Annotated in this window: 26 protein-coding genes; 19 read left to right on the top strand and 7 right to left on the bottom strand. The window is 36.7% G+C overall.

Features of this window, described 5'->3' with window-relative positions:
* Nucleotides 1-4 precede the first annotated feature (4 nt).
* Nucleotides 5-844, bottom strand: a complete 840-nt coding sequence (locus RHP76_RS20200) for a glycosyltransferase family 2 protein (protein WP_311230270.1) — start codon at nt 842-844, stop codon at nt 5-7.
* Nucleotides 840-1,451, bottom strand: a complete 612-nt coding sequence (recR, locus tag RHP76_RS20195) for a recombination mediator RecR (protein WP_034697032.1) — start codon at nt 1,449-1,451, stop codon at nt 840-842. Before recR ends, RHP76_RS20200 begins: the two co-directional genes overlap by 5 nt.
* Nucleotides 1,452-1,688: 237 nt before the next feature.
* Here recR and RHP76_RS20190 point away from each other — a divergent pair, with 237 nt between their 5' ends.
* The 4 genes from RHP76_RS20190 to RHP76_RS20175 all read left to right on the top strand — a co-directional run bounded on the left by RHP76_RS20190 (nt 1,689) and on the right by RHP76_RS20175 (nt 5,125).
* Nucleotides 1,689-2,294, top strand: coding sequence for an LURP-one-related/scramblase family protein (locus tag RHP76_RS20190; protein WP_062675394.1), 606 nt, complete (start codon nt 1,689-1,691; stop codon nt 2,292-2,294).
* A gap of 23 nt (nt 2,295-2,317) precedes the next feature.
* Entirely contained in the window at nt 2,318-2,809 is a 492-nt protein-coding gene (locus tag RHP76_RS20185; RefSeq protein ID WP_277694153.1) for a hypothetical protein, read from the top strand.
* An 80-nt stretch (nt 2,810-2,889) separates the two neighbouring features.
* The gene (locus RHP76_RS20180; protein ID WP_311228891.1) at nt 2,890-4,332 is read left to right on the top strand and encodes an aminoacyl-histidine dipeptidase; all 1,443 of its coding nucleotides are present in this window, start codon (nt 2,890-2,892) and stop codon (nt 4,330-4,332) included.
* A gap of 211 nt (nt 4,333-4,543) precedes the next feature.
* Nucleotides 4,544-5,125, top strand: coding sequence for an LOG family protein (locus RHP76_RS20175; RefSeq protein WP_062675656.1), 582 nt, complete (start codon nt 4,544-4,546; stop codon nt 5,123-5,125).
* A 58-nt stretch (nt 5,126-5,183) separates the two neighbouring features.
* On the opposite strand, the gene RHP76_RS20170 is transcribed toward RHP76_RS20175, so the two are convergent.
* Entirely contained in the window at nt 5,184-5,513 is a 330-nt protein-coding gene (locus RHP76_RS20170) for a 2Fe-2S iron-sulfur cluster-binding family protein (protein ID WP_311228890.1), read from the bottom strand.
* A gap of 12 nt (nt 5,514-5,525) precedes the next feature.
* Nucleotides 5,526-6,581 (bottom strand): NAD(P)/FAD-dependent oxidoreductase, encoded by a 1,056-nt coding sequence (locus RHP76_RS20165; protein WP_062675398.1) that lies wholly within the window; start codon nt 6,579-6,581, stop codon nt 5,526-5,528.
* A gap of 153 nt (nt 6,582-6,734) precedes the next feature.
* Between RHP76_RS20165 and RHP76_RS20160 the strand changes: the two genes are divergently transcribed.
* Complete coding sequence (locus RHP76_RS20160) at nt 6,735-7,505, top strand: DUF3108 domain-containing protein (protein WP_062675399.1); 771 nt, start codon at nt 6,735-6,737, stop codon at nt 7,503-7,505.
* A 279-nt stretch (nt 7,506-7,784) separates the two neighbouring features.
* Here RHP76_RS20160 and pheS read toward each other — a convergent pair whose 3' ends face one another.
* Together pheS and RHP76_RS20150 are read right to left on the bottom strand one after the other, a co-directional pair.
* On the bottom strand, nt 7,785-8,795 hold the full coding sequence (gene pheS, locus RHP76_RS20155; RefSeq protein ID WP_062675400.1) for a phenylalanine--tRNA ligase subunit alpha: 1,011 nt from the start codon (nt 8,793-8,795) through the stop codon (nt 7,785-7,787).
* Between the two features lie 126 nt (nt 8,796-8,921).
* On the bottom strand, nt 8,922-9,581 hold the full coding sequence (locus tag RHP76_RS20150) for a YceI family protein (protein ID WP_062675401.1): 660 nt from the start codon (nt 9,579-9,581) through the stop codon (nt 8,922-8,924).
* A gap of 75 nt (nt 9,582-9,656) precedes the next feature.
* Here RHP76_RS20150 and RHP76_RS20145 point away from each other — a divergent pair, with 75 nt between their 5' ends.
* Nucleotides 9,657-10,592 (top strand): sulfate/molybdate ABC transporter ATP-binding protein, encoded by a 936-nt coding sequence (locus RHP76_RS20145; protein WP_120233511.1) that lies wholly within the window; start codon nt 9,657-9,659, stop codon nt 10,590-10,592.
* A 301-nt stretch (nt 10,593-10,893) separates the two neighbouring features.
* On the opposite strand, the gene RHP76_RS20140 is transcribed toward RHP76_RS20145, so the two are convergent.
* Nucleotides 10,894-11,238: a zinc ribbon domain-containing protein YjdM gene (locus tag RHP76_RS20140; protein WP_311228889.1), complete on the bottom strand. Its 345-nt coding sequence runs from the start codon at nt 11,236-11,238 to the stop codon at nt 10,894-10,896.
* 586 nt (nt 11,239-11,824) lie between these two features.
* Here RHP76_RS20140 and RHP76_RS20135 point away from each other — a divergent pair.
* The 13 genes from RHP76_RS20135 to RHP76_RS20075 all read left to right on the top strand — a co-directional run bounded on the left by RHP76_RS20135 (nt 11,825) and on the right by RHP76_RS20075 (nt 23,987).
* Nucleotides 11,825-13,030 (top strand): RsmB/NOP family class I SAM-dependent RNA methyltransferase, encoded by a 1,206-nt coding sequence (locus RHP76_RS20135; protein ID WP_062675404.1) that lies wholly within the window; start codon nt 11,825-11,827, stop codon nt 13,028-13,030.
* Nucleotides 13,031-13,217: 187 nt separating this feature from the next.
* A complete protein-coding gene (locus RHP76_RS20130; protein WP_311228888.1) occupies nt 13,218-14,885 on the top strand; it encodes a GLPGLI family protein in 1,668 nt (555 codons plus the stop codon).
* Between the two features lie 320 nt (nt 14,886-15,205).
* A complete protein-coding gene (gene asnB / locus RHP76_RS20125; protein ID WP_288442671.1) occupies nt 15,206-16,873 on the top strand; it encodes an asparagine synthase B in 1,668 nt (555 codons plus the stop codon).
* A gap of 294 nt (nt 16,874-17,167) precedes the next feature.
* On the top strand, nt 17,168-18,010 hold the full coding sequence (locus RHP76_RS20120) for a hypothetical protein (RefSeq protein ID WP_065119676.1): 843 nt from the start codon (nt 17,168-17,170) through the stop codon (nt 18,008-18,010).
* A 137-nt stretch (nt 18,011-18,147) separates the two neighbouring features.
* Nucleotides 18,148-19,551: an MFS transporter gene (locus tag RHP76_RS20115; protein WP_062675408.1), complete on the top strand. Its 1,404-nt coding sequence runs from the start codon at nt 18,148-18,150 to the stop codon at nt 19,549-19,551.
* A gap of 101 nt (nt 19,552-19,652) precedes the next feature.
* Nucleotides 19,653-20,528 carry a pirin family protein gene (locus RHP76_RS20110; RefSeq protein ID WP_123278866.1) on the top strand — a complete coding sequence of 292 codons (876 nt, stop codon included), beginning with the start codon at nt 19,653-19,655 and terminating at the stop codon, nt 20,526-20,528.
* A 154-nt stretch (nt 20,529-20,682) separates the two neighbouring features.
* Complete coding sequence (locus tag RHP76_RS20105; RefSeq protein WP_062675410.1) at nt 20,683-20,994, top strand: GNAT family N-acetyltransferase; 312 nt, start codon at nt 20,683-20,685, stop codon at nt 20,992-20,994.
* A gap of 58 nt (nt 20,995-21,052) precedes the next feature.
* The gene (locus tag RHP76_RS20100) at nt 21,053-21,952 is read left to right on the top strand and encodes a pirin family protein (protein WP_120233507.1); all 900 of its coding nucleotides are present in this window, start codon (nt 21,053-21,055) and stop codon (nt 21,950-21,952) included.
* Between the two features lie 21 nt (nt 21,953-21,973).
* Nucleotides 21,974-22,504 (top strand): NADPH-dependent FMN reductase, encoded by a 531-nt coding sequence (locus RHP76_RS20095; protein WP_120233506.1) that lies wholly within the window; start codon nt 21,974-21,976, stop codon nt 22,502-22,504.
* Nucleotides 22,505-23,083 (top strand): TMEM175 family protein, encoded by a 579-nt coding sequence (locus tag RHP76_RS20090; protein ID WP_062675413.1) that lies wholly within the window; start codon nt 22,505-22,507, stop codon nt 23,081-23,083.
* Between the two features lies 1 nt (nt 23,084).
* A complete protein-coding gene (locus tag RHP76_RS20085; protein ID WP_120233505.1) occupies nt 23,085-23,303 on the top strand; it encodes a (4Fe-4S)-binding protein in 219 nt (72 codons plus the stop codon).
* Nucleotides 23,303-23,698 (top strand): OsmC family protein, encoded by a 396-nt coding sequence (locus RHP76_RS20080; RefSeq protein ID WP_062675415.1) that lies wholly within the window; start codon nt 23,303-23,305, stop codon nt 23,696-23,698. Before RHP76_RS20085 ends, RHP76_RS20080 begins: the two co-directional genes overlap by 1 nt.
* 1 nt (nt 23,699) lies before the next feature.
* A complete protein-coding gene (locus RHP76_RS20075; RefSeq protein WP_171006298.1) occupies nt 23,700-23,987 on the top strand; it encodes a GNAT family N-acetyltransferase in 288 nt (95 codons plus the stop codon).
* Nucleotides 23,988-24,060: the final 73 nt, after the last annotated feature.

Genomic DNA, 24,060 nt, shown 5'->3' with positions numbered 1-24,060 from the left:
TTTTTTATTTTAATTTGATCTTTTCAATCTGATGCCGAAGCTTTAATCCTGCTTTCAAAAAAGAATACTGTACAGGCTTCGATTCTTTATAATACTTATCAATAAAGATCTGCATGGCTCCATAAAATCTGTTGAGATATACTTCATCCTTAATTGTACTTTCTCCTTTATGGTGAAGGATAGAAACCTTCCCATAATAGAAGTTTTGATATCCGTTTCTTAAAAATGTATAGCAGAGATCAATATCTTCTCCATACATAAAATAAGCCTCATCCAATCCTCCTATTTTTTCATAGCCCTCTTTTTTAGCCAATAAAAATGCTCCGGTGATCACATCTACCTCTGCAATGGCATTTTCCTCTATGTCGTTCCTGTAATAGGATTTCGAATTGTTCTTTTTAAAATTGGTAAACAGTTTTTCAAACGAGTTGAACATATCCGGAACTGAGCGTTTGCTTTCAGGAAGAAAATGACCTTCTGCATCATGCATTCTCACTCCCAGACATCCGAATGAAGGCTGGGCCTTTGCAAATTCCAGCAATTCTTTCATATAAAATCCTTCCAACTCCGTATCAGGGTTTAAAAGCAGAATATACTCTCCTTTTGCCATCTGAACAGCTTTGTTATTCGCCTTTGCAAAACCACCATTTGTTGTAGAAGATATAAAGTATACATTGGGAAACTCAGGGATAAGGTCACCCCATGAATTGTCTGTAGAAGCATTATCAATGACAATCACTTCATAATCTATTTCCTGTATATACTTTTGGAGCGACTGGAGACAGCTTCTGAGCAATTGGGTAACATTGTAATTAACAATAATAACGGACAGCTTCATATTAATCCTTTTCGTTGTAAGGCAGCCTGTTGATAATAGATCTTCCTAAAGAAATTTCATCAGCATATTCCAATTCATCTCCCACAGAAATTCCTCTTGCAATGCTTGAAAAATTCACATTGAAACTTTTAAATTTCTTATAAATATAATAAGCTGTGGTATCCCCTTCCATGGTGGCACTCAATGCGAAAATAAATTCCTTCACCTTTCCGTCATTCAGTTTCTTTTCAATGCTTGGAATATTCAGCTGGCCTGGCCCCACTCCTTCCATTGGAGAAATTTTCCCCCCGAGAATCAGATATTTTCCTGTATACTTTCCTGTATTTTCAATCGCAATCACATCACGTACATCTTCAACGATACAAATCAGTTCACCATTTCTCTTTTCGTTGCTGCATATTTCACAAATGTCAAAATCTGAAAAATTGTGACATTCTTTACAGTATTTTATTTCATTGACAAGATTAATCAGGGAGTTTCCAAGACTTACAGCTCTGGAATTGGGCTGCTTCAACAAATGGAGTGCTAATCTCAAAGCCGTTTTTCTTCCAATCCCAGGCAATCCCGAAATCTCATCTACTGCTTTTGCCAATACTTTACTAGGGTAATCCATAGGTACAAAAATAAGGATTAAAGTTGATAATTGATAGTGAATCGTGCATGGTCAATTCACTTCGTTTGTGAATTTGTATAAAGTGATTATTGACTATTGGCTTTGCGCAGCAAAAATTGACTATTGACCATGAGGTTAATGTCCCATTATGATATTTTATATTTCTCCCATACCTGAGAACACTAAAAAAACCTTTATATTTGCGGCTTAAATTAAATATGAAAAAAATAAACTGACATGGTACTTAACAATCTTAATTATCCTCTGGATTTCAAATTCAAAATCACTACTTTAGCAAGTGACTTCAACATTACTGACAAAAACGGAAATTATGTGGCATATGTTCGTCAGAAAATGTTCAAGTTGAAAGAAGATGTTATCATTTTTAATGATGAAAGCAAGTCTAAGGAACTTTTCAGAATCAGAGCGAATCAATGGATTGATTTTAATGCTTCTTATTCTTTGAATGATCTTATCGATAATAAAAACTTCGGTAGACTGGCAAGAAAAGGAATGCGTTCTATCTGGAAAGCAAGTTATGATATTCTGGATGCGCATGATCAGCCTAAGTTTAAAATTCAGGAAGACAGTGCATGGGTAAGATTCTGGGACAGCTTTGTAGGAGAACTTCCTATTATCGGAATGTTTACAGGGTATTTCCTTAATCCATCTTACACGGTAACAGGAATTGACGGAAAGGCTTATTTTAAACTGAAAAAGATGCCTTCATTCTTTGGAAGAAGATTCCAGCTGGACAGACTGATCGATATTGATGATGAGGAAGAAAGCCTGGTAATCCTTTCTTTATTGATGATGACACTTCTTGAAAGAGCAAGAGGATAAACAAATTATTAAACCACAAAGACATGAAATATGTAATCATTGTATTTTCCGCATTTCTATTGGTAGCCTGTAAAAAGGAAAAAGAAACTGTTTCAGGTTCTGCTCATGCCGATTCTTTACATATTGCTAAAGATACTGCTTCTATTGGGCCTTCTTCAGGAAATATTCTGGTGGGAACCATTCCGTTTCCAAAAGAAATCAAAGAATGTTCCTGCTATTTTGCAGCCAGCAAATCTGATTTTGAAAATGAAAGATATATCTACGCCGATGATGCCGGAAAAACAGCATACATGATGCTTGACGGTAAAAGACTGGCAATGAATCTCATTTCATCAAGTGATATGGAAGTAGATGAATTGCTGACCAAGGAAATAGAAAATGATGATTATAAAATTTCCGTAAAAGGTAAAAAAATAAAGGGCGAAGAAGCTTTACTGTTTGAAGGAACTCTAACTATAGAGAAACCAGACGGAACTACATTTACCACTCCGATCTATGGAGAGTGTGGATGTTAATAAAGCTAAATCCTACAAAAATGCTTCTGTATCTCACGGAAGCATTTTTTATTTCGTAAATTTGAGAAAAATAAATTTCAATGGAATTATCTAATATAGAACCGCAGATTATATGGAAAAATTTCTCCAGATTAAATGCTGTTCCAAGACCTTCAAAAAAGGAGGAAAAAGTAATAGCTTTTATCAAAGGATTTGGTGAAAATTTAGGACTGGAAACTACGGTAGATGAAGTAGGAAACGTTATTATTAAGAAACCGGCCACGGCAGGAATGGAAAACCGTAAATCCATCGTGCTTCAATCACACCTTGATATGGTTTGCCAGAAAAACAATGATGTGAATTTCGATTTTGAAACAGAAGGAATCAAAATGGAAATTGACGGTGACTGGGTAAAGGCAAAAGGAACTACTTTGGGAGCTGATAACGGTTTAGGAGTAGCTACCATCATGTCTATCCTTGAAAGTTCAGATATTCCACACCCTGCATTGGAAGCTCTTTTCACGATTGATGAAGAGACTGGAATGACAGGTGCTTTAGGATTAAAACCAGGACAATTGACAGGACAAATTCTATTGAATCTTGATACGGAAGAGGATGATGAAATCGATATCGGCTGTGCAGGAGGTGTAGACGTGACAATCACTCAAACCTATGCTGCAGAAACTTCAAAAGGACAAATTGTAAGACTTGAAGTAAAAGGTCTTCAGGGTGGACACTCCGGAATGGATATCCATAAAGGGTTTGGAAATGCCAATATTATTTTAGGAAGACTTCTTTATACCGGACTGGAAAATCAGAATATTGAATTGATCTCTATCGACAGCGGAGGATTGAGAAATGCTATCCCAAGAGAAGGAGTTGCTGTAATTTCAGTGAGAAATGCTCAGGAATTTATTGAAAATGTAACAGTTCTTAAAAAAGAGATCTTAGAAGAATTTGCTGCTGTAGAACCGGGAATCCAGATCAATATTGAAAACTCTACGTCTTCCGACAAAGCTATTTCAGAAGCAGATTCTAAAAAAGTGATCCTCACTTTAAAGGCTCTTCACAACGGAGTATACAGAATGAGCCCTGATGTGGCTGATCTTGTAGAAGCGTCCAACAACGTAGCAAGAGTAGAACTGAAAGGCGGAGAACTTAAGATTTTAAACCTTACAAGGTCTTCTGTAGATTCTTCGAAATATTCAGTGGCAGAGCAATTGAAATCGGTAGCAGAGCTGGCTGGAATGAATGTTGAATTCAGCGGTTCATATCCGGGATGGAAGCCAAAACCTGGTTCAGAGATTGTACAGCTGATGGAGAAACTTTATACTGAAAAGTTCAGCGAAAAGCCTCATGTAGTAGCTTGTCATGCTGGTCTTGAATGTGGAATCATCGGTTCCAACTATCCTGAAATGGAAATGGTAAGCTTTGGACCAACCATCAGAGGTGCTCACTCTCCTGATGAGAAGGCAAACATCCCTTCTACTCAGAAATTCTGGAGCTTCCTGAAAGATATTTTAGCCAATATCCCTCAGAAATAGAACATTAAAATAATTATATTAATATCCAAAGTCTTAGATTTTGGATATTTTTAGTTTTAGTCTGAATATATTTATTTAATTATAAAAGTGCTTCGACAGGCTCAGCATGGTATCTCTAATACTAACTGCTTTTTTAGAGATAATTTTTAGCAGCGTCATGCTGAGCTTGTCGAAGCATCTCAACAATAGTATAAAAAACAAATCTAATACAATGAAAAGTATAACCGTATTCTGTGGCTCAAGTTTCGGCACAGATAAAATTTATGAAGAACAGGCATTTCTGCTGGGACAAACTTTAGCAAAAGAAAATATACAACTGGTTTATGGTGGTTCGGAAACCGGTTTAATGGGAACAATTGCTAATGGTGCTTTAAGTGAAAAAGGTAAAGTAACAGGAGTCTTACCCCGGTTTTTACAGTCTAAAGAAATTGCCCATAAAAACCTGACAGAGCTTATTATAGTGGAGACCATGCACGAAAGAAAAACCAAAATGAACGAACTCTGTGACGGGGTTATCGTTCTTCCCGGTGGCTATGGTACGTTGGAAGAGTTTTTCGAGATGATCACATGGGCACAGCTGGGACTTCATCAAAAACCTATCGGAATTCTGAACATTGACGGATTTTATGATGACCTGATTCAACTTATTCAGACCATGGTGGACAAAGGATTTTTAAAACAAATCAACAGTGATATGGTACTCCTCAGTAATTCAATTGATGATCTGCTGGAAAAAATGAGAAATTATCAGGCTCCTACAATCTGGAAAGTGATCAGCAAAGATGAGGTATAAAGAAAAAACCCGTCCGGAAAATCCGAACGGGTTTTTTATTAAGATTAAAAAATATTTTCTAAGGATAAGGAGCAATTTCCACTTCGAGCCCTTCCATGGCATCGGCAATATGTAACTGACATCCTAATCTACTGTTGCCTTTCACGTGGAAAGCTTCAGCCAGCATGGCATCTTCTTCATCTCCCATTGGTTCCAGACCCGGATCATTGATTACATAAACCTGGCATGAAGCACACATCGCCATTCCTCCGCATACCCCAATAGTACCTTCTTCTGCCAATTCATAGGAACGGATAATTTCCATTAAATTCATGGACATATCCGTAGGCGCTACGACATCATGGGTTACCCCTTCTCTGTCGGTGATTTTAATATTAACGTCTGACATAATTCTGCAAAATTAGTCAATTTTTTTCACAACTGCCTTCTCTGCTTCTTTACGGCTTCCGTCAAATCCGTCAACACCACTTACCGTTGTATATTTTAAAACGAATTTTTTACCAGGATTTAGCCTGTTGTAAACACTCTGACACATTAAAGTAGCCTCGTGGAAACCACAAAGGATCAACTTCAGTTTTCCAGGGTATGTATTGATATCCCCGATAGCGTAGATACCATCAATGTTAGTTTGATAATCAAGAGCATTGTTTACAACGATTGCATTTTTCTCGATATTCAGTCCCCAGTTTCCAATCTCACCCAATTTTGGTGTCAATCCGAATAAAGGAATGAAATAATCTGTTTCAATATCATAAGCTTCCTGTCCTTCTACTTCTACAGTAATCGCTTCTACTTTTCCGTCACCTTTAATACCGGTAACTTCTGCAGGTGTAATTAATTTAATTTTCCCCTGATTTTTCAGATCCTGAACTTTCTCTACAGAATCCAAAGCTCCTCTGAATTCATTTCTTCTGTGAATCAAAGTTACTTCACTTGCAACGTTAGAAAGGAAAATACTCCAGTCTAATGCAGAGTCTCCTCCACCAGCAATCACCACTTTTTTATTTCTGAAGTGTTCAGGTTCTTTAACGAAATATTCAAGACCTTTTTCTTCATAATCAGCGATATTTTCAAACGTAGGTTTTCTTGGTTCAAAAGTTCCTAAACCTCCTGCGATGGCAATCGCTTTACATCTGTGAACGGTTCCTTTGTTGGTAATCACCTCAAACCATTCATCGTCTATTTTTGTATAAGAAACAGCTGTCTCCCCTAAAGTAAATCCAGGCTGGAACTGCTTGATCTGCTCCATCAGATTATCTACCAATTCTCCGGCATTCACAGAAGGATAACCAGGGATATCGAAAATAGGTTTTTTAGGATAAAGTTCAGCCAATTGCCCTCCCGGCTGTGGAAGTGCATCAATAATATGGCACTTCATTTTTAATAAACCAGCTTCAAAAACTGCAAAAAGTCCTGTAGGTCCCGCACCTATGATCAATATATCAGTGGTTATCATAATCTTTAAGATAATTTAATTATACATGTAACTGCAAATTTACTAATTTTAATGCGAAGCATATTTAATTGATTCTAAATAAAAACCTGAGATTTGTCAAATATCTATCATTTAAGATTTTAAATTTGGCAATGTTTTTGTAAATGTCTTGTTATGAAGAAAATTTCAATCCTTTTTGCATTATTAATATTCTTTTTTGGCTCAGCCCAGATTGATAATATCGCGGATGGCGAATCCATTACTCTTAGAATTCACTATGGTTTCCTTAATGCAGGAACTGCCAATCTTACTACCAAACAAACCACTTACAAAGGTATACCTCATCTCTATGTAAAAGGAACCGGTCAGACAACAGGTGCTGTAAAAGCATTCTTCAAAGTAGAAGATTTATATGAAAGTTTCATCAATACACAGACTGGATTACCAAGCTTTTATGTCAGAAATGTACGTGAAGGAAGCTACCGCCAGCATTTTGAAACCGTTTTTAATCACGATAATAATACTTTAATATTAACGGATAAAAAAACTCCGGCCAACGGTTCAAAGGTTTTAAAATCAGTGAAAGGTGTTCAGGATATGCTTTCCTGCTTTTATTATTTAAGAAGTAAAAGCCCGGATGAACTGAAAGTGGGAACTGTTATTAATATGAATGTATGGATTGATGATGAAATGTTTCCTTTTCAGCTGAAAGTAACAGGAACAGAAAATTTAAAGACAAAATTTGGTACGATCAATTGTTTGAAGATTATCCCATCCGTAAAAAGCGGAAGAGTATTTAAAGACAAAGAAGGAGTCACCATGTGGGTTAGCAATGATGCCAACCATCTTCCTATGCTATTGAAAGCAGAACTTGCCGTAGGAGCGCTGAAAGCAAGTATTGATGATTACAAGAATGTAAAATATCCTTTAAAATTCAGCAAATAATAATTGTCAGTTTCAAAGATACAGCCTGTAAATTTTACAGGCTTTTTTTAATTTCTTATGTAATATATTCTTAATACAAATTGTCTTTATAATAGAGGCAGGCAAAGAACTGCATCATGTCAATACTTCATTGAAGTACCTAGCGGATTCAAACAGAAGCATGGGCATAAGAAACAGACACGTGTAAATTTTTCAATAAGATCAGTTTTTAATTACGTTTTGTTTCTTAGGTCAGTAATTAAAAACAAAAAACCTCCGGAGCTCCGGAGGTTTGATTTTTTATAGTGTTTTGAACTGTTCAAGTGTTCTGATATCATTTTCGAAGAACATTCTGATGTCACTCATCTGGTAAAGAAGCATCGTGATTCTTTCAATACCCATTCCGAATGCATATCCTGAATATTTCTCAGCATCGATATTCACATTTTTCAGTACGGCAGGGTCTACCATTCCGCATCCCATAATTTCCAGCCATCCTGTACCTTTTGTGATCCTGTAATCTGTTTCTGAGTTTAATCCCCAATACACATCAATTTCAGCACTTGGCTCTGTGAAAGGGAAGAAAGATGGTCTCATTCTGATTTTAGATTTTCCGAAAAGCTCAGTCGTAAAGAACTGGATTGTTTGCTTCAGGTCTGCAAAGCTTACATTCTCATCAATATATAGTCCTTCAATCTGATGGAAAATACAGTGAGAACGTGAAGAAATTGCTTCATTTCTAAATACTCTTCCCGGAGATAAAATTCTGATAGGCGGCTGGTTTTCTTCCATATAACGTGTTTGTACGGAAGAAGTATGCGTTCTTAAAAGAATATCAGGATTCTGCTCAATGAAGAATGTATCCTGCATATCTCTTGCCGGGTGATATTCCGGAAGGTTAAGCGCGGTAAAGTTATGCCAGTCATCTTCAATCTCTGGTCCGTCTGCTACTGCAAAACCGATAGATTTGAAGATTTCAATAATTCTGTTTTTTACCAGGTTGATCGGATGTCTTGAACCCAATTCCAATGGAAAAGCAGGTCTTGTAAGATCTTCTTTTTCAACCACAACAGAAGATGCGGAAGCATTTTTCAAATCCTCCAGTTTTACAGCAACTGCCTGCTTCAAAGTGTTGATCTTCTGTCCGAATTCTTTCTTTTGATCGTTAGGAACTTCTTTAAATTTTTCAAAAAAATCATTCAGAACCCCTTTTTTACCATTGTACTTGATTCGGAAGTTTTCAATCTCTTCCTTAGAGGTAGCAGTGAAGCCGTTTACTTCGACCAGTAGTTCTTCTATCTTTTCTATCATTATTTTACCCTTTCAAAATGTTTTGCAAAAATACGATTTTAAGTTGAATAATAAGTCCGTCAAAAAAAAATCTGCCTCTTTTTCGGGAGGCAGACTTCAATCACTTATTTCACTTAAATAAAAAAATTATTTCTTTTCTAAAGCTTTAACGCTGATCTGAAGAGTTACCTCGTCTTTAATCACACCGTTTTCAGCCGGAGCCTGGAACTTCACTCCAAACTCTTCTCTCTTGATATCTTTTGGCTCAGTAGCTACACTCACCTCTCCTTCTTTCACCGAAACATTAGCTTTAAACTGAACAGGTTTTGTAATTCCTTTAATGGTTAAATTACCATCCAAAAGAGTATTATAATCACCTTCTGCAGCAGGAGTTACCTTTGTAATTTCATAAGAAGCTGTCGGGAATTTTTCAACTTCAAAGAAATCTCCGCTTTTCAGGTGGCCATTTAATTTTCCTAAATCTTCGGGGTTGTCTTTCAGATCCACAGAAGTTAAAGAGTTCATATCAGCAACGAATTTTCCGCTTTCCAGTTTTCCGTCTTTCACCGTCACATCTCCACTTTCAAACCTGATTGTTCCAAAATGGCTTGTATTCTCAGATTTAAATACTTTGTATCCCTTCCATTCAACCTTACTGTTTAGCGTGTCCAAAGTGAACTGGCTACCTTCTTTAGTAGTCGTCACCTCATTACTTTCACTGGTAAGTGGTTTGTCTTTTTTACAAGAAACCATTACAGCAGCAATAAATAATGCAGGAATAGCTAACGAAAACAGTTTTTTTCTCATTTTTGATTTATTTTTATTAGTTCCGCTAATATAATAAAAAAAATTATGTTTTCATAAAAACCTTACATTTGTAATATGCTATTAGAAATAAACAATTTATTTTTCTCTCACAACAAAGAAAATCCCCTGTTTCAGAACCTTAACCTAAGGTTTGAAGAAAACAGAATTATAGCGCTGGCCGGTGAAAGCGGATGTGGAAAATCTACTCTTCTCAACCTGATTTATGGTCTTTTGGATTGGGAAAGCGGCGAGATTATTTTTAACGGAACAAAGCTTTTGGGACCGAAAGGAAATCTTGTTCCGGGAGAACCGGAAATGAAATTCGTAGCGCAGAATTTTGATCTTATGCCCTACGCTACAGTGGCTGAAAACGTAGGAAAATTTATTTCTAATATCAATTTAAAACAAAAAAAAGAAACTGTAACGGAGCTTCTTGAGGTGGTAGGGCTTCAAGAATTTGCGAACGTACTTCCAAAATACTTAAGCGGCGGACAACAGCAAAGAGTGGCTATTGCCAGAGCATTGTCTGTACTTCCCAAGCTTCTTATTTTAGATGAACCCTTCAGTAATCTTGATTTTCCGAGAAAAATTGAACTGAGGGAAAGACTTTTCAGATATGTAAAACAGCATGGCGTTTCTATGATTATTTCCACTCATGAACTTCAGGATATCATGCCATGGCTGGACCAGATTGTTATTCTGCAGGATGGAAGACTGATTCAGAATGACAGTCCGGAAGAAACCTACAGAAATCCTTACAACTCTTATGTTGCTAAGCTATTTGGGGAAGTGAATATTTTCAGGGAAGCAGAAGCTGAAGATTTCCAGCTTACCAAATTCTCTTATTATCCCAAAGAAATCAGAATTACAGAAACTGGTCTCGAAGCCGAAGTTCTTGAAAGCAGATTTGCAGGAAATTATTATTGGAATAAATTAAAGGCAAAAGGAAAGGAACTCATTGTGTATACGGACGAGAAAATTTCAGGAACCATAAATGTTTCGTTTATTTAAGCGAAAAGACTTAACAGAAAAAGAGAAACAGTCCATTCTCTATGAGCCCGTTTTAACTTTCAATATTCGCTGCATAACTCATACATTTACTTACACTTATCAATAAAAAAATACAAACATAAGAATCTGTATATGAAACTTTTTCTTACATTTGTATTTCTAAAGTATAAGGAAATTTTTGGTTAATTCTCTTTCTGCCTTCCAGACGGACATTAGCAATATTGCAATTAAGTCTGTTGAAAGATTACACTGTCCAATTTTTTCCTTTTCTTTATTTTCAGGGCATAGAAAAACGAAGTTCTTATGCTTTCTTTACAAATTCTGACTTAAGAGCCATTGCTCCAAAACCATCAATTTTACAGTCAATATTGTGATCACTTCCCGGTCTCAGACGGATATTTTTCACTTTAGTTCCGGCTTTTACCGGTTTTGGCGCTCCCTTTACAGGTAAATCTTTTATTACCACTACAGAATCACCATCCTGAAGTTCATTTCCGTTGGAATCCAGGATTTTTCCTTCATTTGCGCCTTCAGCAGCGGCTTCAGCCGGATCCCATTCGTAGAAACACTGGGAACATACCATCATATTATCGCTCGGGTATGTAAACTCAGAGCTGCATTTTGGACAAATTACTGTGTCACTCATATTTTTATTTTTTGCAAAGGTAGAACTTTTTAAAGGTTGAAGTCAATAGATAAAGCTCAGTATAGTAGATCATAAGCGCTTATTAATTTTACACACACAAGTGAATTAATGCAAATTAAATAAACTTGCCGCAAAGAAAATAAAGTATAGTAATGAACAGTGTATATTTTATCAGCAAATATTTTTCATTAAGCAAAAAACACTGGTTTATACGTCTTATAGTAAAAGGCTATCGTCAACAAATAAAAAATATAAATAATCGGAAAACCTTTACAAATTGAGCATTAAAATTTATTTCTACCCTGTAAAAATTAATAAACACACAGACCATTCACTACTGAATCTCAGATTGTCAATAGTCAATTTTTTTGCTTTGCAAAGTGAATCGGGAATGCACACCCTTCCATTAGAAAACTGATCTGTACAATATATAATTACTCAAACCTCTCAACCAGAAATCCGAAATTCACAATCGAAGCGAATTGATCATTCACAATTCACACCCCTTCATCAACTCTCCCACTCCAAATTCCAAACTCTCAATTAAAAGTCGTATTTTTGCAGATTCAAACAGCGAAGCAAATTTATGGAACTTATTCACAGAAACTTGGCAATCGGAATTCACGATGCCTTACAGGAGACATTTTTTGAAAAAAACAAATATGCCGATAAAGTTATTGAAAGACTTTTGAAAGCAAACAGAAAATGGGGAAGCCAGGACAGAGCCGTTGTTTCTGAAATTTTTTACAATATTATCCGTTGGAAAAAACGCCTTGAATACTACATGGGTGAAGGCGTGAAACCCAACAATATCTACAAACTGATCATTGCGTATCTACTCTGGAGTAAAACCAATTATAAAAAATTCGAAGAATTTGACGGAATCAAAATCGCCGATATTCTTACCAAACTTAAAAAGAACACTGTTCCTACAAAAGCAATAGAACACTCTATTCCTGAATGGCTTGCTGAAACTCTTGAAAAAGAACTGGGTGCCAGCTGGGAAAGAGAAATGATTGCTTTAAACGAACAGGCTCCTACGGTTTTAAGAGCCAATTCTTTAAGAACAACCACTAAAGAACTTATCTCTGATCTTTCAGATGAGGGTGTTGTTTCTTATCCTGTTAAAGGTTATCCTGACGCTGTTCAGCTGGAAGAAAAGAAAAATGTTTTCCTTACTACCGCTTTCAAAGAAGGATTATTTGAAGTTCAGGATGCTTCTTCTCAGAAAATCGGGTATTTTCTTGATGTAAAAGAAGGACAAAGAGTAGTAGATGCATGTGCTGGTGCTGGTGGAAAAACACTTCACCTGGCAGCATTAATGAAAAATAAAGGTCAGATTGTAGCATTAGATATCTTCGAATGGAAGCTTGCCGAGCTGAAGCGTCGTGCCAAGAGAGCCGGAGCCCACAATATTGAAACCCGTATGATCTCTGACAATAAAGTAATCAAACGTCTTCATGAAAAAGCTGATAGACTTCTGATTGATGCACCATGTTCAGGTCTTGGTGTTTTGAAAAGAAACCCGGACAGCAAGTGGAAAATTGATCAGGACTTTATTGACAGAATTAAAAAGGAACAACAACAAATTCTTCAGGACTATTCTAAAATGCTTAAAAAAGGAGGAAAAATGGTATACGCTACCTGTTCTATTCTTCCATCTGAAAACAATCTTCAGGTAGATGAGTTCATCAAAAACAATCCTGGATTCAAGATGATTAAAGATGAAAAAGTAATGCCTAGCGAAGGGTATGACGGATTCTATATGGCTTTGATTGAGAGAATTTCTTAATTTAAATCCAACAACAATACACTAAACTACTCTATTTTCCGGAGTAGTTTTTTTGTTTTAAAACCTTTCTGAAAAAATGTAACAATTTTTGTAACATTTCAACCCCATTGCCTACTAACTGTATAGATCAAAACCGGTTTGATGCTGTAGAAAGTTTAGAATACCTTTGCAGCAAACTCATTTATTTATGCATACAAGAATTGTTTTCAATTTTCTGGCTGTTTTCGCGTACTGTCTGTTTTCTGCACAGACCTATGAAATTCAGTACACTGGTTCTTATAACGGAAAGGTATCAACGGATCAGCCCTCTACCATCATTTGGGTCAATGAGAAAGAAAATTTTATTCTCAATAGTACGATCAAAGAACAAAAAAGCAGCTATCCTTATGAGATCACTAAGGTAGAAAAGCCATCTAACTCTATTGTTTCTTATGCATTTTTAAAACCAGGATCCATTATTTCAGCATCAGATACAGAGTCTGTTGGAAAACAGAATTTTGAACTCACCAATGAAACAAAAAAGATCTTAGGATACAACTGTAAAAAAGCGGTTACAAAAATCAATTCAAATACCATTGAAATCTGGTACACCAATGACTTAAAACTGAAAGGTGGTCCTTCTGTTTTAGGACAGAATTTAGGATTAGTTCTGGAAATAGAGAGAAATAAAAATTCTTTAACGACAGCCAGCTCAATCAAAAAAATAAAGAACACAGGGATTGAAAACATATTGAAAGGAAACATACAGACAACCGATCAGCTGGGATATAAAGATCTCCTTTGGAAAAGCAGATTTACCACACTGAATGTTTTTGAAAATGAAACCATCAATTTCTCTGATGCCTCAAAATCTGATGACCAGATCAAGAGATACGCTAACGGAACCATCATTCTGAAAAAAATAAAATTCCCCACTATTACAGAAGGAGAAAATATTTTTGTTGAACTGAAGCAGCAATCCAATGGGGATGCCTATGACAGAACCGGAACTGTATTTTTCATTCCACAGGATAAAGAAAAGTCTTTTTTTGACGGTCTGGAAAAGGGAGCAAAAACACTTCCTCTTTACGAAAACGGAAATGGAAAACAATATTACGGAGTAACTGCTGCCGACAATTATAGCCCTGCCATTGAAATGATGAGATTCTTTACCGCTTTTGGTATCCAGAAATTCAATCATATTCAGCTTAAAGGAAAAGACTGGCAGACTATCAGCCCTTACCGACAGGATATCACAGAATTGAAACCTGCTTTATCAGGAAAAGAACTTTGGATAGGTACATTTATTGGCAATTATGATAAAGGAGGACATAAAGTAAGCCTTGATATTACGATTCATAAAAGTGATCAGACCGTAAATAAGAACAATACGGCTATTCCTTTGTTTAATACTTTAAATATTATGGAAATGGCAGGACAGGACTACTCTACCATGTTTAATCAGGACAAAGGTCTTCTTGTTGACTTCACGTTAGATAAAGACCTGAAAAATGCGCAACTTAGGTATACCACAACAGGACACGGCGGTTGGGAAAATGGTGATGAATTCGTTCCTAAAGCCAATTCTATATTGATGGATGGAAATCCTGTATTTTCATTTATCCCATGGAGAACAGATTGTGGCTCGTATCGTTTATACAATCCAGCCTCTGGAAATTTTCAGGACGGACTTTCATCCTCTGACCTCAGCAGATCAAACTGGTGCCCGGGAACCGTTACCAATCCTAATTTCATCCCTCTGGGATATTTGAAAGCAGGAAAACATACCATACAGATAAAAATTCCTCAAGGACCTACAGAAGGAACAAGTTTCAGTTCTTGGAATGTTTCAGGAACTTTACTGGGAGTACAATAAAAACAAAACCTTCTTGCATGAGAATTGCAAGAAGGTAAAAACACAAATGATGAAAAAAAATTATTTCGAGCCACAAAGTAAGGGGTAAAATTCATATAATTAATTACCATAGATTAATAAATATGTCATTTTTATTTCGTATGGAAACCACATCCATTTCGGCTCAACGAAAAAAATTAATCAAAAACATGTTAATTTCAAGAAATAGTTAAAAATTTTAACTTTAAAATATTAATTGATTAAAAATTTTCGTTTTTAAATATTTTTTATTGTTATTTATAAACATCCCTTCTACTTTTGTTCCATAAATAATAAAAATCATGTGTGGAATTGTATGTTTATTCGACGCCAAGCAAAAAACTGAAGTATTAAGACCTCAGGTATTGGAAATGTCAAAAAAAATCCGTCACAGAGGACCGGATTGGAGTGGAGTTTTTCAGGACGAGAAAGTAATTTTTTCTCATGAAAGACTTGCCATTGTAGATCCTACTTCTGGAAAACAGCCTCTATTTACTAAAGATGGAAAAGTAGTATTAGCGGTGAACGGTGAAATCTATAACCATAGAGAACTTAAAGAAGAATTTCCGGATTATGAGTTTCAGACTCAATCCGACTGCGAGGTGATCCTTGCTCTTTACAGAAAATACGGAAAAGATTTCGTAGAGAAACTTAACGGAATTTTTGCATTCGCTTTATACGATACCGAAAATGATACTTATCTTATCGCCCGCGATCATATGGGAATCTGTCCGCTTTATCAGGGTTGGGATAAAAGCGGAAACTACTATGTCGCTTCTGAATTAAAAGCTCTTGAAGGAATCTGCAAAAAAATAGAAACTTTCTTACCCGGCCATTTGATGTTCAGTCCGGACGGAACAGAACTTCAGCAATGGTATACAAGAGACTGGGACAGCTTTGATCATGTAAAAGAAAATGAAACCGATATCTCAAAACTGAGAAAAGGTCTTGAAGATGCCGTTCACAGACAACTGATGAGTGATGTTCCTTATGGTGTACTTCTTTCCGGAGGACTGGATTCGTCTGTTATTTCAGCCATCACTGCAAAATTTGCCCGCCAGAGAATTGAAAGTGGCGATACTCAGGAAGCCTGGTATCCAAGACTCCACAGTTTCGCGGTAGGATTGGTTGGTTCTCCGGATCTTGCAGCTGCACAAAAGGCAGCAGAGCACATTGGATCTGTTCACCATGAGGTTAACTTTACTGTTCAGGAAGGACTGGATGCTGTACGTGACGTCATTTATCATCTTGAAACTTATGATGTAACCACCATCAGAGCATCCACACCGATGTATCTTTTGGCAAGAGTCATCAAATCCATGGGAATTAAAATGGTTCTTTCAGGAGAAGGTTCGGATGAATTGTTCGGAGGTTATTTATACTTCCATAAAGCTCCTAATGCAAAAGAATTCCACGATGAAACTGTGAGAAAATTAGGCAAACTTCACCTCTATGACTGTTTAAGAGCCAACAAAGCGTTGATGAGCTGGGGAATTGAAGGAAGAGTTCCTTTCCTTGACAAAGAATTCATGGATATTGCAATGACGATTAACCCTCAGGATAAAATGATCAGTACTGCTGAAGGAAAAATTGAAAAATGGGTATTGAGAAAAGCTTTTGAAGACCTTCTTCCAGATTCTATTGTCTGGAGACAGAAAGAACAGTTCTCGGATGGTGTGGGATATTCATGGATAGATACCTTAAAAGAGGTAGCTGAAAGAGAAGTGACGGACGAAATGATGACTAACGCAAGATTCAGATTCCCGCTAAACACACCTCAGAACAAAGAAGAATACCGATACCGAACTATTTTTGAAGAACATTTCCCGAGTGAAACTGCAGCTGCTACCGTTCCATCAGTTCCTTCTGTTGCATGCTCCACTCCTATTGCTCTGGAATGGGATGAAGCGTTCAAAAAAATGAATGATCCAAGCGGAAGAGCGGTGAAGGTACATGAGACTTCGTATTAGGAAGGGATGATGAATAGTCAATCGTCAATTCGCTTCGCTTGTCAATTTGTTGCGGGATTCGGGTTACGGATTACAGCTTTATTATTCACTTGCAAAGCAAAAATTGACAGTTAATAATTCACTTGCAAAGCAAAATTCACTAATTACATGTATATTTTTCACATTCAAACCTATAACTCCTTCTGTTATAATTTATCAATCCTGTAGCAATACAGGATTTTTTCTTGAATTAACACTAACAATATGGCATAATTTAACTCACAATCCAAAATAATATCTAATAAATAATTATATTTGGAAAACGAAAATATCAATTATAAAAAAATGAGAAGAAACCTTACTGTTTTATTTGCCTTATTAGCCATAAGTTTTGCTTTTGGACAAGGAAAATATGGCAAATATCTGAATTCAAAGAAGCTTGCTTTGGCTTATAAGAGTGTGAAAGACCAGGATAAAGATGACTACTATCAACAATATTATTGGCTTGTAAAGGCAGAGCAACTGAAAACTTATCCTCACCTTAAAGACATTAAACCTGTTGTTTTATATGAATTTGTAAAATATGTAAACCCTCAGAATCCGACAAAAAAACTGGATGCAAGAGGTAAAGAGCTGAGAGCAACTGCAGAATTATCATTAAATCAATATTTTAAAAATAAAAAATTCGAGAACAATTCTGTTTTAATGTATAACCTTGAAACGTATGTAGACCCTTCAAAAGGTCAATATTATACTAAAGTAGATCCCGAAAAAATCAAGGAACTTGTGCCTAAGGAATTATTTGCTTTCAACTCATTCAATAGAAATATAGGAGAAGAAAAGACATATTATCTTTGGATTGACAAGAAAAAAGACGATCTGAATATTGTAGATATCATCCCTAGCGAAAAAGAAGACAAAGCTTTCTACACAAGATTGAAACAATATCTTCCAAGCTATAAATTCTCAAAATATGTTCCTTCTGTAAAAAAAGGAAACAAATCTGATAAAACTGACATTGAATATTATTATATCATGCCTTTTGAGCAGAATACCGATAACATCGAATATAAAACAAAGGATTTCAAAACTTTCACCTTAAGCCAGTACAGAAAAGCCGGTGATGAATGGAAAGGAGTAGAAAAACCTAGAAAATAAATCAAAAAGTCCTGTGAAATTTCACAGGACTTTTTTAATTTTATATGGATTTCTTTATCTAAGAATCAAAACGCTTAGAGTAAGCGGTTCTTCAAATAAATAAGTCTGGGAGTTTTTCACAACCCAGCCGATACAAAATGACAGAAGCAAATACACAACAGACCTCCGTAAAAAAAATACTTCCCTTAATTCTGGCCACTGCTATTTTCATGCAAATGCTGGATTCCACGATTCTGAATACTTCACTGCCTGCTATTGCAAAAGACCTGAATGAGTCTCCGCTCAATATGCAGAACGCTATCATCAGTTATGTTCTAACCCTTGCTGTTTTTATGCCCGCCAGCGGATTTCTTGCCGACCGGTTTGGAACAAAAAAAATATTTATATTTTCTCTGGTATTATTCAGTCTGGGTTCTTTGTTCTGTTCCATGTCTCAAAATCTCACTCATTTAGTAATTTCAAGAGTTATCCAGGGAGTTGGAGGAAGCTTGATGACGCCTGTTGGAAAGTTGGCACTCATTAAAACATTTGATAAAAACGAACTGCTCAAAGCCATGAACTTTGCCATCATTCCTGCTCTTATCGGACCTGTATTGGGACCATTGGTCGGAGGTTATATGGTAGATTATCTTTCATGGCACTGGATATTCCTGATCAATATTCCGATTGGAGTTCTGGGAATTCTTTTAGGATTAAGATTTATGCCCAATTACAAATCTGATGATGTTGATTTTGATTTAAAGGGCTTCTTGATTTTTGCAGCAGCCTCTCTCCTGCTTTCTGTTTCCCTGGAACTTTTCGGGGACATCCAGAATATCACCCCTGTTTTGCTTGTATTTATAATGGGCTTCCTGTTCCTGTATTATTATTATAAGCATGCTAAAAGAGGAGGAAATCCTATCTTCCCGTTAAACCTTTTTCAGGTGAGAACATTCCGGGTAGGCATTGTGGGAAATCTTGCCACCAGATTAGGAATCAGCTCTGTTCCGCTATTACTGCCACTGATGATCCAGATTGCCTATAAACAGTCTGCAGTCACTTCGGGCTGGATCATTGCTCCTATGGCTTTGACGGCTATCTTCGGAAAATCATATGTTATTAAAATTTTAGATAAATATGGCTACCGCCAGACTTTGATGATTAATACATTCATCATCGGAACGCTGATATGCCTGCTTGCCATACCTGATATACACACATCTTTGTACTGGTTTGTTCCGATCATCGCAATATTAGGTTTTTTCAACTCTATTCAGTTCACTTCCATGAATACTATTTCTATTGCCGATCTTCGTAACTTTCAGACCAGCAGCGGAAACTCTTTACTCTCAGTCAATCAACAGCTGGCGATAGGCTTCGGAATTGCCTTCGGACTGATTGTTTTAAAGTTATTTGAAAATACAGATCTTATTAATGGTGAAATCCATAATGCCTTCCGACTTACATTTCTTACGGTGGGAATACTAACGATTTTATCTGGATTCGTGTTCAGGAGGCTGCATATTTCGGATGGAAAGAATATGAAGTCCAAGGAAGATTAAACAGATCTGATCACAGCTTCATCCTTTTCCACGAACTTAACACAGATCAATGCTTTTCGCATATAACAATGGTAATTTTGTTTACATAAATCAACAATGTGATGGCAACTAAAAAAATAGAAATCGTAGTATCTCCAAAACCTGCGCACTTTGTAGGCGATGGGTTCAGGGTTCACAATTTCATTCCGGGAGTTCCTGGATTGGATATGAAAAGAATGGATCCGTTTATCATGCTGGATTACAATTCAAAATTTCATTTCAATGGTTCAGACAGACCAAGAGGTGTAGGAGTACATCCGCACAGAGGTTTTGAAACAGTAACGATAGCGTATAGCGGAAAAGTAGAACACCATGACAGCGCTGGCGGCGGCGGTGTGATCGGAGAAGGTGATGTTCAGTGGATGACTGCTGCCAAAGGAGTTCTTCACAAGGAATATCATGAAACAGAATGGGCAAAAGAAGGAGGAATTTTTCAGATGGTTCAGCTTTGGGTGAATCTTCCGGCAAAAGATAAAATGAGCTGCCCAAAATACCAGGCTATCGAAAACTCTAAAATGGAAAGAGTGGATCTGGGCGAAAATGGCTACATAGAAGTGATTGCCGGAGAATATGATGGTCATAAAGGACCTGCGAGTACTTTCACTCCGGTTCATATGATGAATGCCAAACTGAAAGCTGGAGGAAAAGCAGAGTTTAATTTCCCTGCTCATTTCAACACTGCAGCTTTGGTAATTGAAGGAAGTATTATTATTAACGAGGAAGAAGCTGTTAAAGCTGATCATTTTGCCCTGTTTAAAAATGAAGGGGAAACATTCACTATCGAAGCCAAACAAGATGCTGTTGTTTTAATCATCAGCGGAGAACCTATTAACGAACCTATTTATCCTCACGGACCTTTTGTGATGAATTCCAGAGAAGAAATCATGCAGGCTTTCGAGGATTTTAATACCGGAAAATTCGGATACCTGGAAGATTAAAGATTTAAATTTATCTTAATCTTCGATTATTCCTTTTTTTATTAACTTTATATAATGGCAAACCTTATAGGTTTTATGAACCTATAAGGTTTAATTGTCTTAACAAGCAATTTCCTGCATTTATAGGAAATGCAGCACCCTTAGTACAAATATTATGAAACCAGAATTTGAAAATATACCTCTTGTAAAAGCCGAAAAAAGATTTGAAATAGAATTCAACGGACATTATGCATTTATTGATTACCGTGAAACCATGCATCAGATTTCTTTAATCCATACTGAAGCAGAACCGGAATTAGCCGGAACTGGCGCGGCTGCTGCAGTAGTAGAGAAAACTTTGAATTTTATTGAAGAAAGCGAAAAAAAACTTCTACCCTTCTGTCCTTATGTTTTCGCTTTTATTAAGAAACACCCTGAATGGAAACGTATCGTGGATGAGAGATTTGAAGGCTACGACAAACTTTAAACCTTCATCAGGACTTATCAATTTATTTAAATAACATTTTAAAAAGTATCACATCATCATGTCAAATATTGGACTTATTATTGAAGAAAAAGCAGCAGATATCGGAAATTTTCTTGTAGGTAGGCTTCTTCCTTTCCGTGAGAAAAGAGCAGTTGGCCCTTTTGTTTTTATTGACCACATGGGACCTTCAGAATTAAAAGATTATCAGAATCTCGATGTTCCGCCACATCCGCATATCGGCTTATCTACATTGACTTATCTGCTGGAAGGCTCTATTTTCCACAGAGACAGTATTGGAAGTGCTATAGAAATAAAACCGGGTGCTGTTAACTGGATGACAGCCGGAAAAGGGGTTGTACATTCAGAAAGAACACCTGAATATTTAAGACACAGTGATAAAAGACTTCACGGATTCCAGATCTGGGTAGGTCTTCCGAAGCATCTTGAGCAGTCTGAGCCTACTTTTCATCATATTGAAGCAGATGAAATTCCGGTGTGGGAGGAAGATGGCATTCAGTATAAATTAATTGCCGGTGAAGCATTTGGAAGAACATCTGCAGTTCCGGTACACAGCAAATTATTTTTCCTTGAAATTAAAACAAAAGAAGCAAAAAAAATCAGCATTGGAAAAGATCTTTATGGAGAAGCAGCCATGTACGTTCTGGATGGAACAGTAACTACCGATGGAAATTCTTATGGTTCCAAACAGCTGATGATTGCTAAAGATACCAAGCTTTGCGAATTTGAGATGAGTGAAAACGGAACGGTTTATCTTTTCGGTGGCGAACCATTCGATGAAGAGCGTTTTATTTTCTGGAATTTCGTTAACTCTGACAAGGAATTAATTGATCAGGCAAAGGTAAACTGGAATGATCAGAATCACGATGCATTTCCTCTGGTTCCTGGTGACGAAAACGAATATGTGCCGCTTCCTAAGGCTATTCTAAACAGAAAATAACTTCAGTTCAGATTATTAACTATGAAAATATTAGCATTTGCCGGAAGTACATCTTCCACTTCTATCAACAGGGAACTGGTAAAATTTGTTCTGAAAGATTTTCAGGATGAGGAAATCAATCTGATTGACCTCAACGATTTTACGATGCCTGTATTCTCTGTAGACCTTGAAAAGAAAGGTTTTCCGGATGAAGCCCACCAGTTTTTAAAAGCGATTGAGGAATGTGATGTAATCATCTGCTCACTTGCTGAGCACAACCGTTCTTACAGTGCAGCTTTTAAAAATGTTTTTGACTGGGCTTCAAGAATTAACGTAAAAGTATTTCAGAATAAACCAATGCTTCTGATGAGTACCTCTCCCGGAGGTTATGGAGGTGGAAATGTGATGAATACAGCAAAAACATTTTTTCCACAGTTTGCAGCAGATATCAAGGACACTTTTTCACTGCCCAAATTTTATGAAAACTTTGATATGGAAAGCGGTGTCATCAATCCCGATATGCTGAATGATCTGAAAGGTAAAATAGAAAACTTTAAAAATCAGATAAAGTAAATGAACAAAGGAAGACTGGAAGCGTTCAGTGATGGTGTCCTTGCTATTATTATCACCATTATGGTACTTGAACTGAAAGTACCTGAAGGAAATAGCTGGGCCAGTGTCAAACCTCTTCTTCCTAAGTTTCTGGCTTATATTTTCAGTTTTATTTATGTAGGAATCTACTGGAACAACCATCATCATTTGTTTCAGACAGTAAAGAAAGTAAATGGCAGCATTCTCTGGGCCAACCTTCACCTTCTGTTCTGGCTTTCTCTGATGCCAATTGCTACAGAATGGATCGGGACGACAAATTTTGCAAAAAACCCCGTTGCAGTCTATGGTATAGGGCTCATTATGTCGGCCATTGCCTACACTATTCTGGAGCATGTGATTATCCGTTGTGAAGGAGAAGATTCAAAACTGAAAGAAGCCATCCATTCGAAATATAAAGAGTATATCTCAATTGTATTTTATGTCCTGGGAATCGCTACTTCATTTTTTTATCCTTATATTGCCATAGGTTTTTATTATATCGTGGCTCTTATATGGCTGATTCCGGACAGAAGAATCGAAAAAACATTAAAAGAAAATTGATATGGAAACACACGAATATCCTAACGGAAACATTACTGTCATCTGGCAGCCTAAAAAATGTATCCATTCTGCCATATGTGTAAAAACACTCCCCAAAGTCTACGATCCTAAAGAAAGACCTTGGATAAAAGCAGAAAACGCAAGTCCCGAAGAACTAAAAAATCAGATCGACCTATGCCCATCAGGTGCATTAAGTTATAAATTCAATACAGCAAAATAATGGCGGTAACAGTAAAGGCAAGTTTAGGAAAAACAAAATATTATACAGAAGTAACAGCCGGCGAGAATACAATTATTACGGACGAACCGATTGATAAAGGCGGACAGAACAAGGGTTTCAATCCGCTGGAAATCCTGGCTACATCACTGGCAAGCTGTACAGCGGCAACCTTGAGAATGTATATTGAAAGAAAGGAATGGGATATAGAAAACATCAATGTAGAAGTAGAGCTTGAAAACTTTCCATTAACAAAAAGAGCGGTCTTCAAAAGAGATATCAGTTTTGAAGGTATTCTGGATGATGAGCAGCGTAAAAGACTGCACACCATTGCGGATGCATGCCCTGTTCACAAAATATTAACCAACGACATAGAAATACTAACTAAATTCTCATAACATGATCGAAGTAAAACAAAACAACGACGAAAAACACGGAAGTTTTGAAGCTTTCATAGATGGAAGACGCGCAGGAATGATGACCTATACCTGGGCCGGAGAAGAAAGATTTATTATAGACCACACCGAGGTGGAAGAAGCTTACAACGGAAAAGGAGTAGGCAAGGAAATGCTTCTGGCAGCCGTAGATTTTGCCAGAAAAAATGATAAGAAGATTATTCCCCTCTGTCCTTTCGCTAAAGCAAGTTTCCAGAAAAGTGAGGAACTTCAGGATGTTTTAGTGAATTAGTCACTGTATTACACCCTTACCATACAAACCTTTCAGATCGATCTCTGGAAGGTTTTTGTTTTTAAAAGTAAAT

The organism is Chryseobacterium sp. SG20098, from assembly GCF_031844745.1.
GTDB classification, from domain to species: Bacteria; Bacteroidota; Bacteroidia; order Flavobacteriales; family Weeksellaceae; genus Chryseobacterium; species Chryseobacterium cucumeris.
This window is presented reverse-complemented; position numbering and strand designations above follow the sequence as displayed.

What these genes read in the sequence shown, in the direction of transcription:
- pheS (WP_062675400.1), bottom strand. Translation starts at nt 8,795, where the DNA reads ATGATAGAAAAGATAGAAGAACTACTGGTCGAAGTAAACGGCTTCACT.
- RHP76_RS20130 (WP_311228888.1), top strand. Translation starts at nt 13,218, where the DNA reads ATGCATACAAGAATTGTTTTCAATTTTCTGGCTGTTTTCGCGTACTGT.
- RHP76_RS20170 (WP_311228890.1), bottom strand. Translation starts at nt 5,513, where the DNA reads ATGTCAGACGTTAATATTAAAATCACCGACAGAGAAGGGGTAACCCAT.
- asnB (WP_288442671.1), top strand. Translation starts at nt 15,206, where the DNA reads ATGTGTGGAATTGTATGTTTATTCGACGCCAAGCAAAAAACTGAAGTA.
- RHP76_RS20080 (WP_062675415.1), top strand. Translation starts at nt 23,303, where the DNA reads ATGGCGGTAACAGTAAAGGCAAGTTTAGGAAAAACAAAATATTATACA.
- RHP76_RS20160 (WP_062675399.1), top strand. Translation starts at nt 6,735, where the DNA reads ATGAAGAAAATTTCAATCCTTTTTGCATTATTAATATTCTTTTTTGGC.
- RHP76_RS20100 (WP_120233507.1), top strand. Translation starts at nt 21,053, where the DNA reads ATGTCAAATATTGGACTTATTATTGAAGAAAAAGCAGCAGATATCGGA.
- RHP76_RS20140 (WP_311228889.1), bottom strand. Translation starts at nt 11,238, where the DNA reads ATGAGTGACACAGTAATTTGTCCAAAATGCAGCTCTGAGTTTACATAC.
- RHP76_RS20090 (WP_062675413.1), top strand. Translation starts at nt 22,505, where the DNA reads ATGAACAAAGGAAGACTGGAAGCGTTCAGTGATGGTGTCCTTGCTATT.
- RHP76_RS20135 (WP_062675404.1), top strand. Translation starts at nt 11,825, where the DNA reads ATGGAACTTATTCACAGAAACTTGGCAATCGGAATTCACGATGCCTTA.
- RHP76_RS20165 (WP_062675398.1), bottom strand. Translation starts at nt 6,581, where the DNA reads ATGATAACCACTGATATATTGATCATAGGTGCGGGACCTACAGGACTT.
- recR (WP_034697032.1), bottom strand. Translation starts at nt 1,451, where the DNA reads ATGGATTACCCTAGTAAAGTATTGGCAAAAGCAGTAGATGAGATTTCG.
- RHP76_RS20190 (WP_062675394.1), top strand. Translation starts at nt 1,689, where the DNA reads ATGGTACTTAACAATCTTAATTATCCTCTGGATTTCAAATTCAAAATC.
- RHP76_RS20075 (WP_171006298.1), top strand. Translation starts at nt 23,700, where the DNA reads ATGATCGAAGTAAAACAAAACAACGACGAAAAACACGGAAGTTTTGAA.
- RHP76_RS20175 (WP_062675656.1), top strand. Translation starts at nt 4,544, where the DNA reads ATGAAAAGTATAACCGTATTCTGTGGCTCAAGTTTCGGCACAGATAAA.
- RHP76_RS20185 (WP_277694153.1), top strand. Translation starts at nt 2,318, where the DNA reads ATGAAATATGTAATCATTGTATTTTCCGCATTTCTATTGGTAGCCTGT.
- RHP76_RS20150 (WP_062675401.1), bottom strand. Translation starts at nt 9,581, where the DNA reads ATGAGAAAAAAACTGTTTTCGTTAGCTATTCCTGCATTATTTATTGCT.
- RHP76_RS20180 (WP_311228891.1), top strand. Translation starts at nt 2,890, where the DNA reads ATGGAATTATCTAATATAGAACCGCAGATTATATGGAAAAATTTCTCC.
- RHP76_RS20145 (WP_120233511.1), top strand. Translation starts at nt 9,657, where the DNA reads ATGCTATTAGAAATAAACAATTTATTTTTCTCTCACAACAAAGAAAAT.
- RHP76_RS20085 (WP_120233505.1), top strand. Translation starts at nt 23,085, where the DNA reads ATGGAAACACACGAATATCCTAACGGAAACATTACTGTCATCTGGCAG.
- RHP76_RS20115 (WP_062675408.1), top strand. Translation starts at nt 18,148, where the DNA reads ATGACAGAAGCAAATACACAACAGACCTCCGTAAAAAAAATACTTCCC.
- RHP76_RS20095 (WP_120233506.1), top strand. Translation starts at nt 21,974, where the DNA reads ATGAAAATATTAGCATTTGCCGGAAGTACATCTTCCACTTCTATCAAC.
- RHP76_RS20110 (WP_123278866.1), top strand. Translation starts at nt 19,653, where the DNA reads ATGGCAACTAAAAAAATAGAAATCGTAGTATCTCCAAAACCTGCGCAC.
- RHP76_RS20105 (WP_062675410.1), top strand. Translation starts at nt 20,683, where the DNA reads ATGAAACCAGAATTTGAAAATATACCTCTTGTAAAAGCCGAAAAAAGA.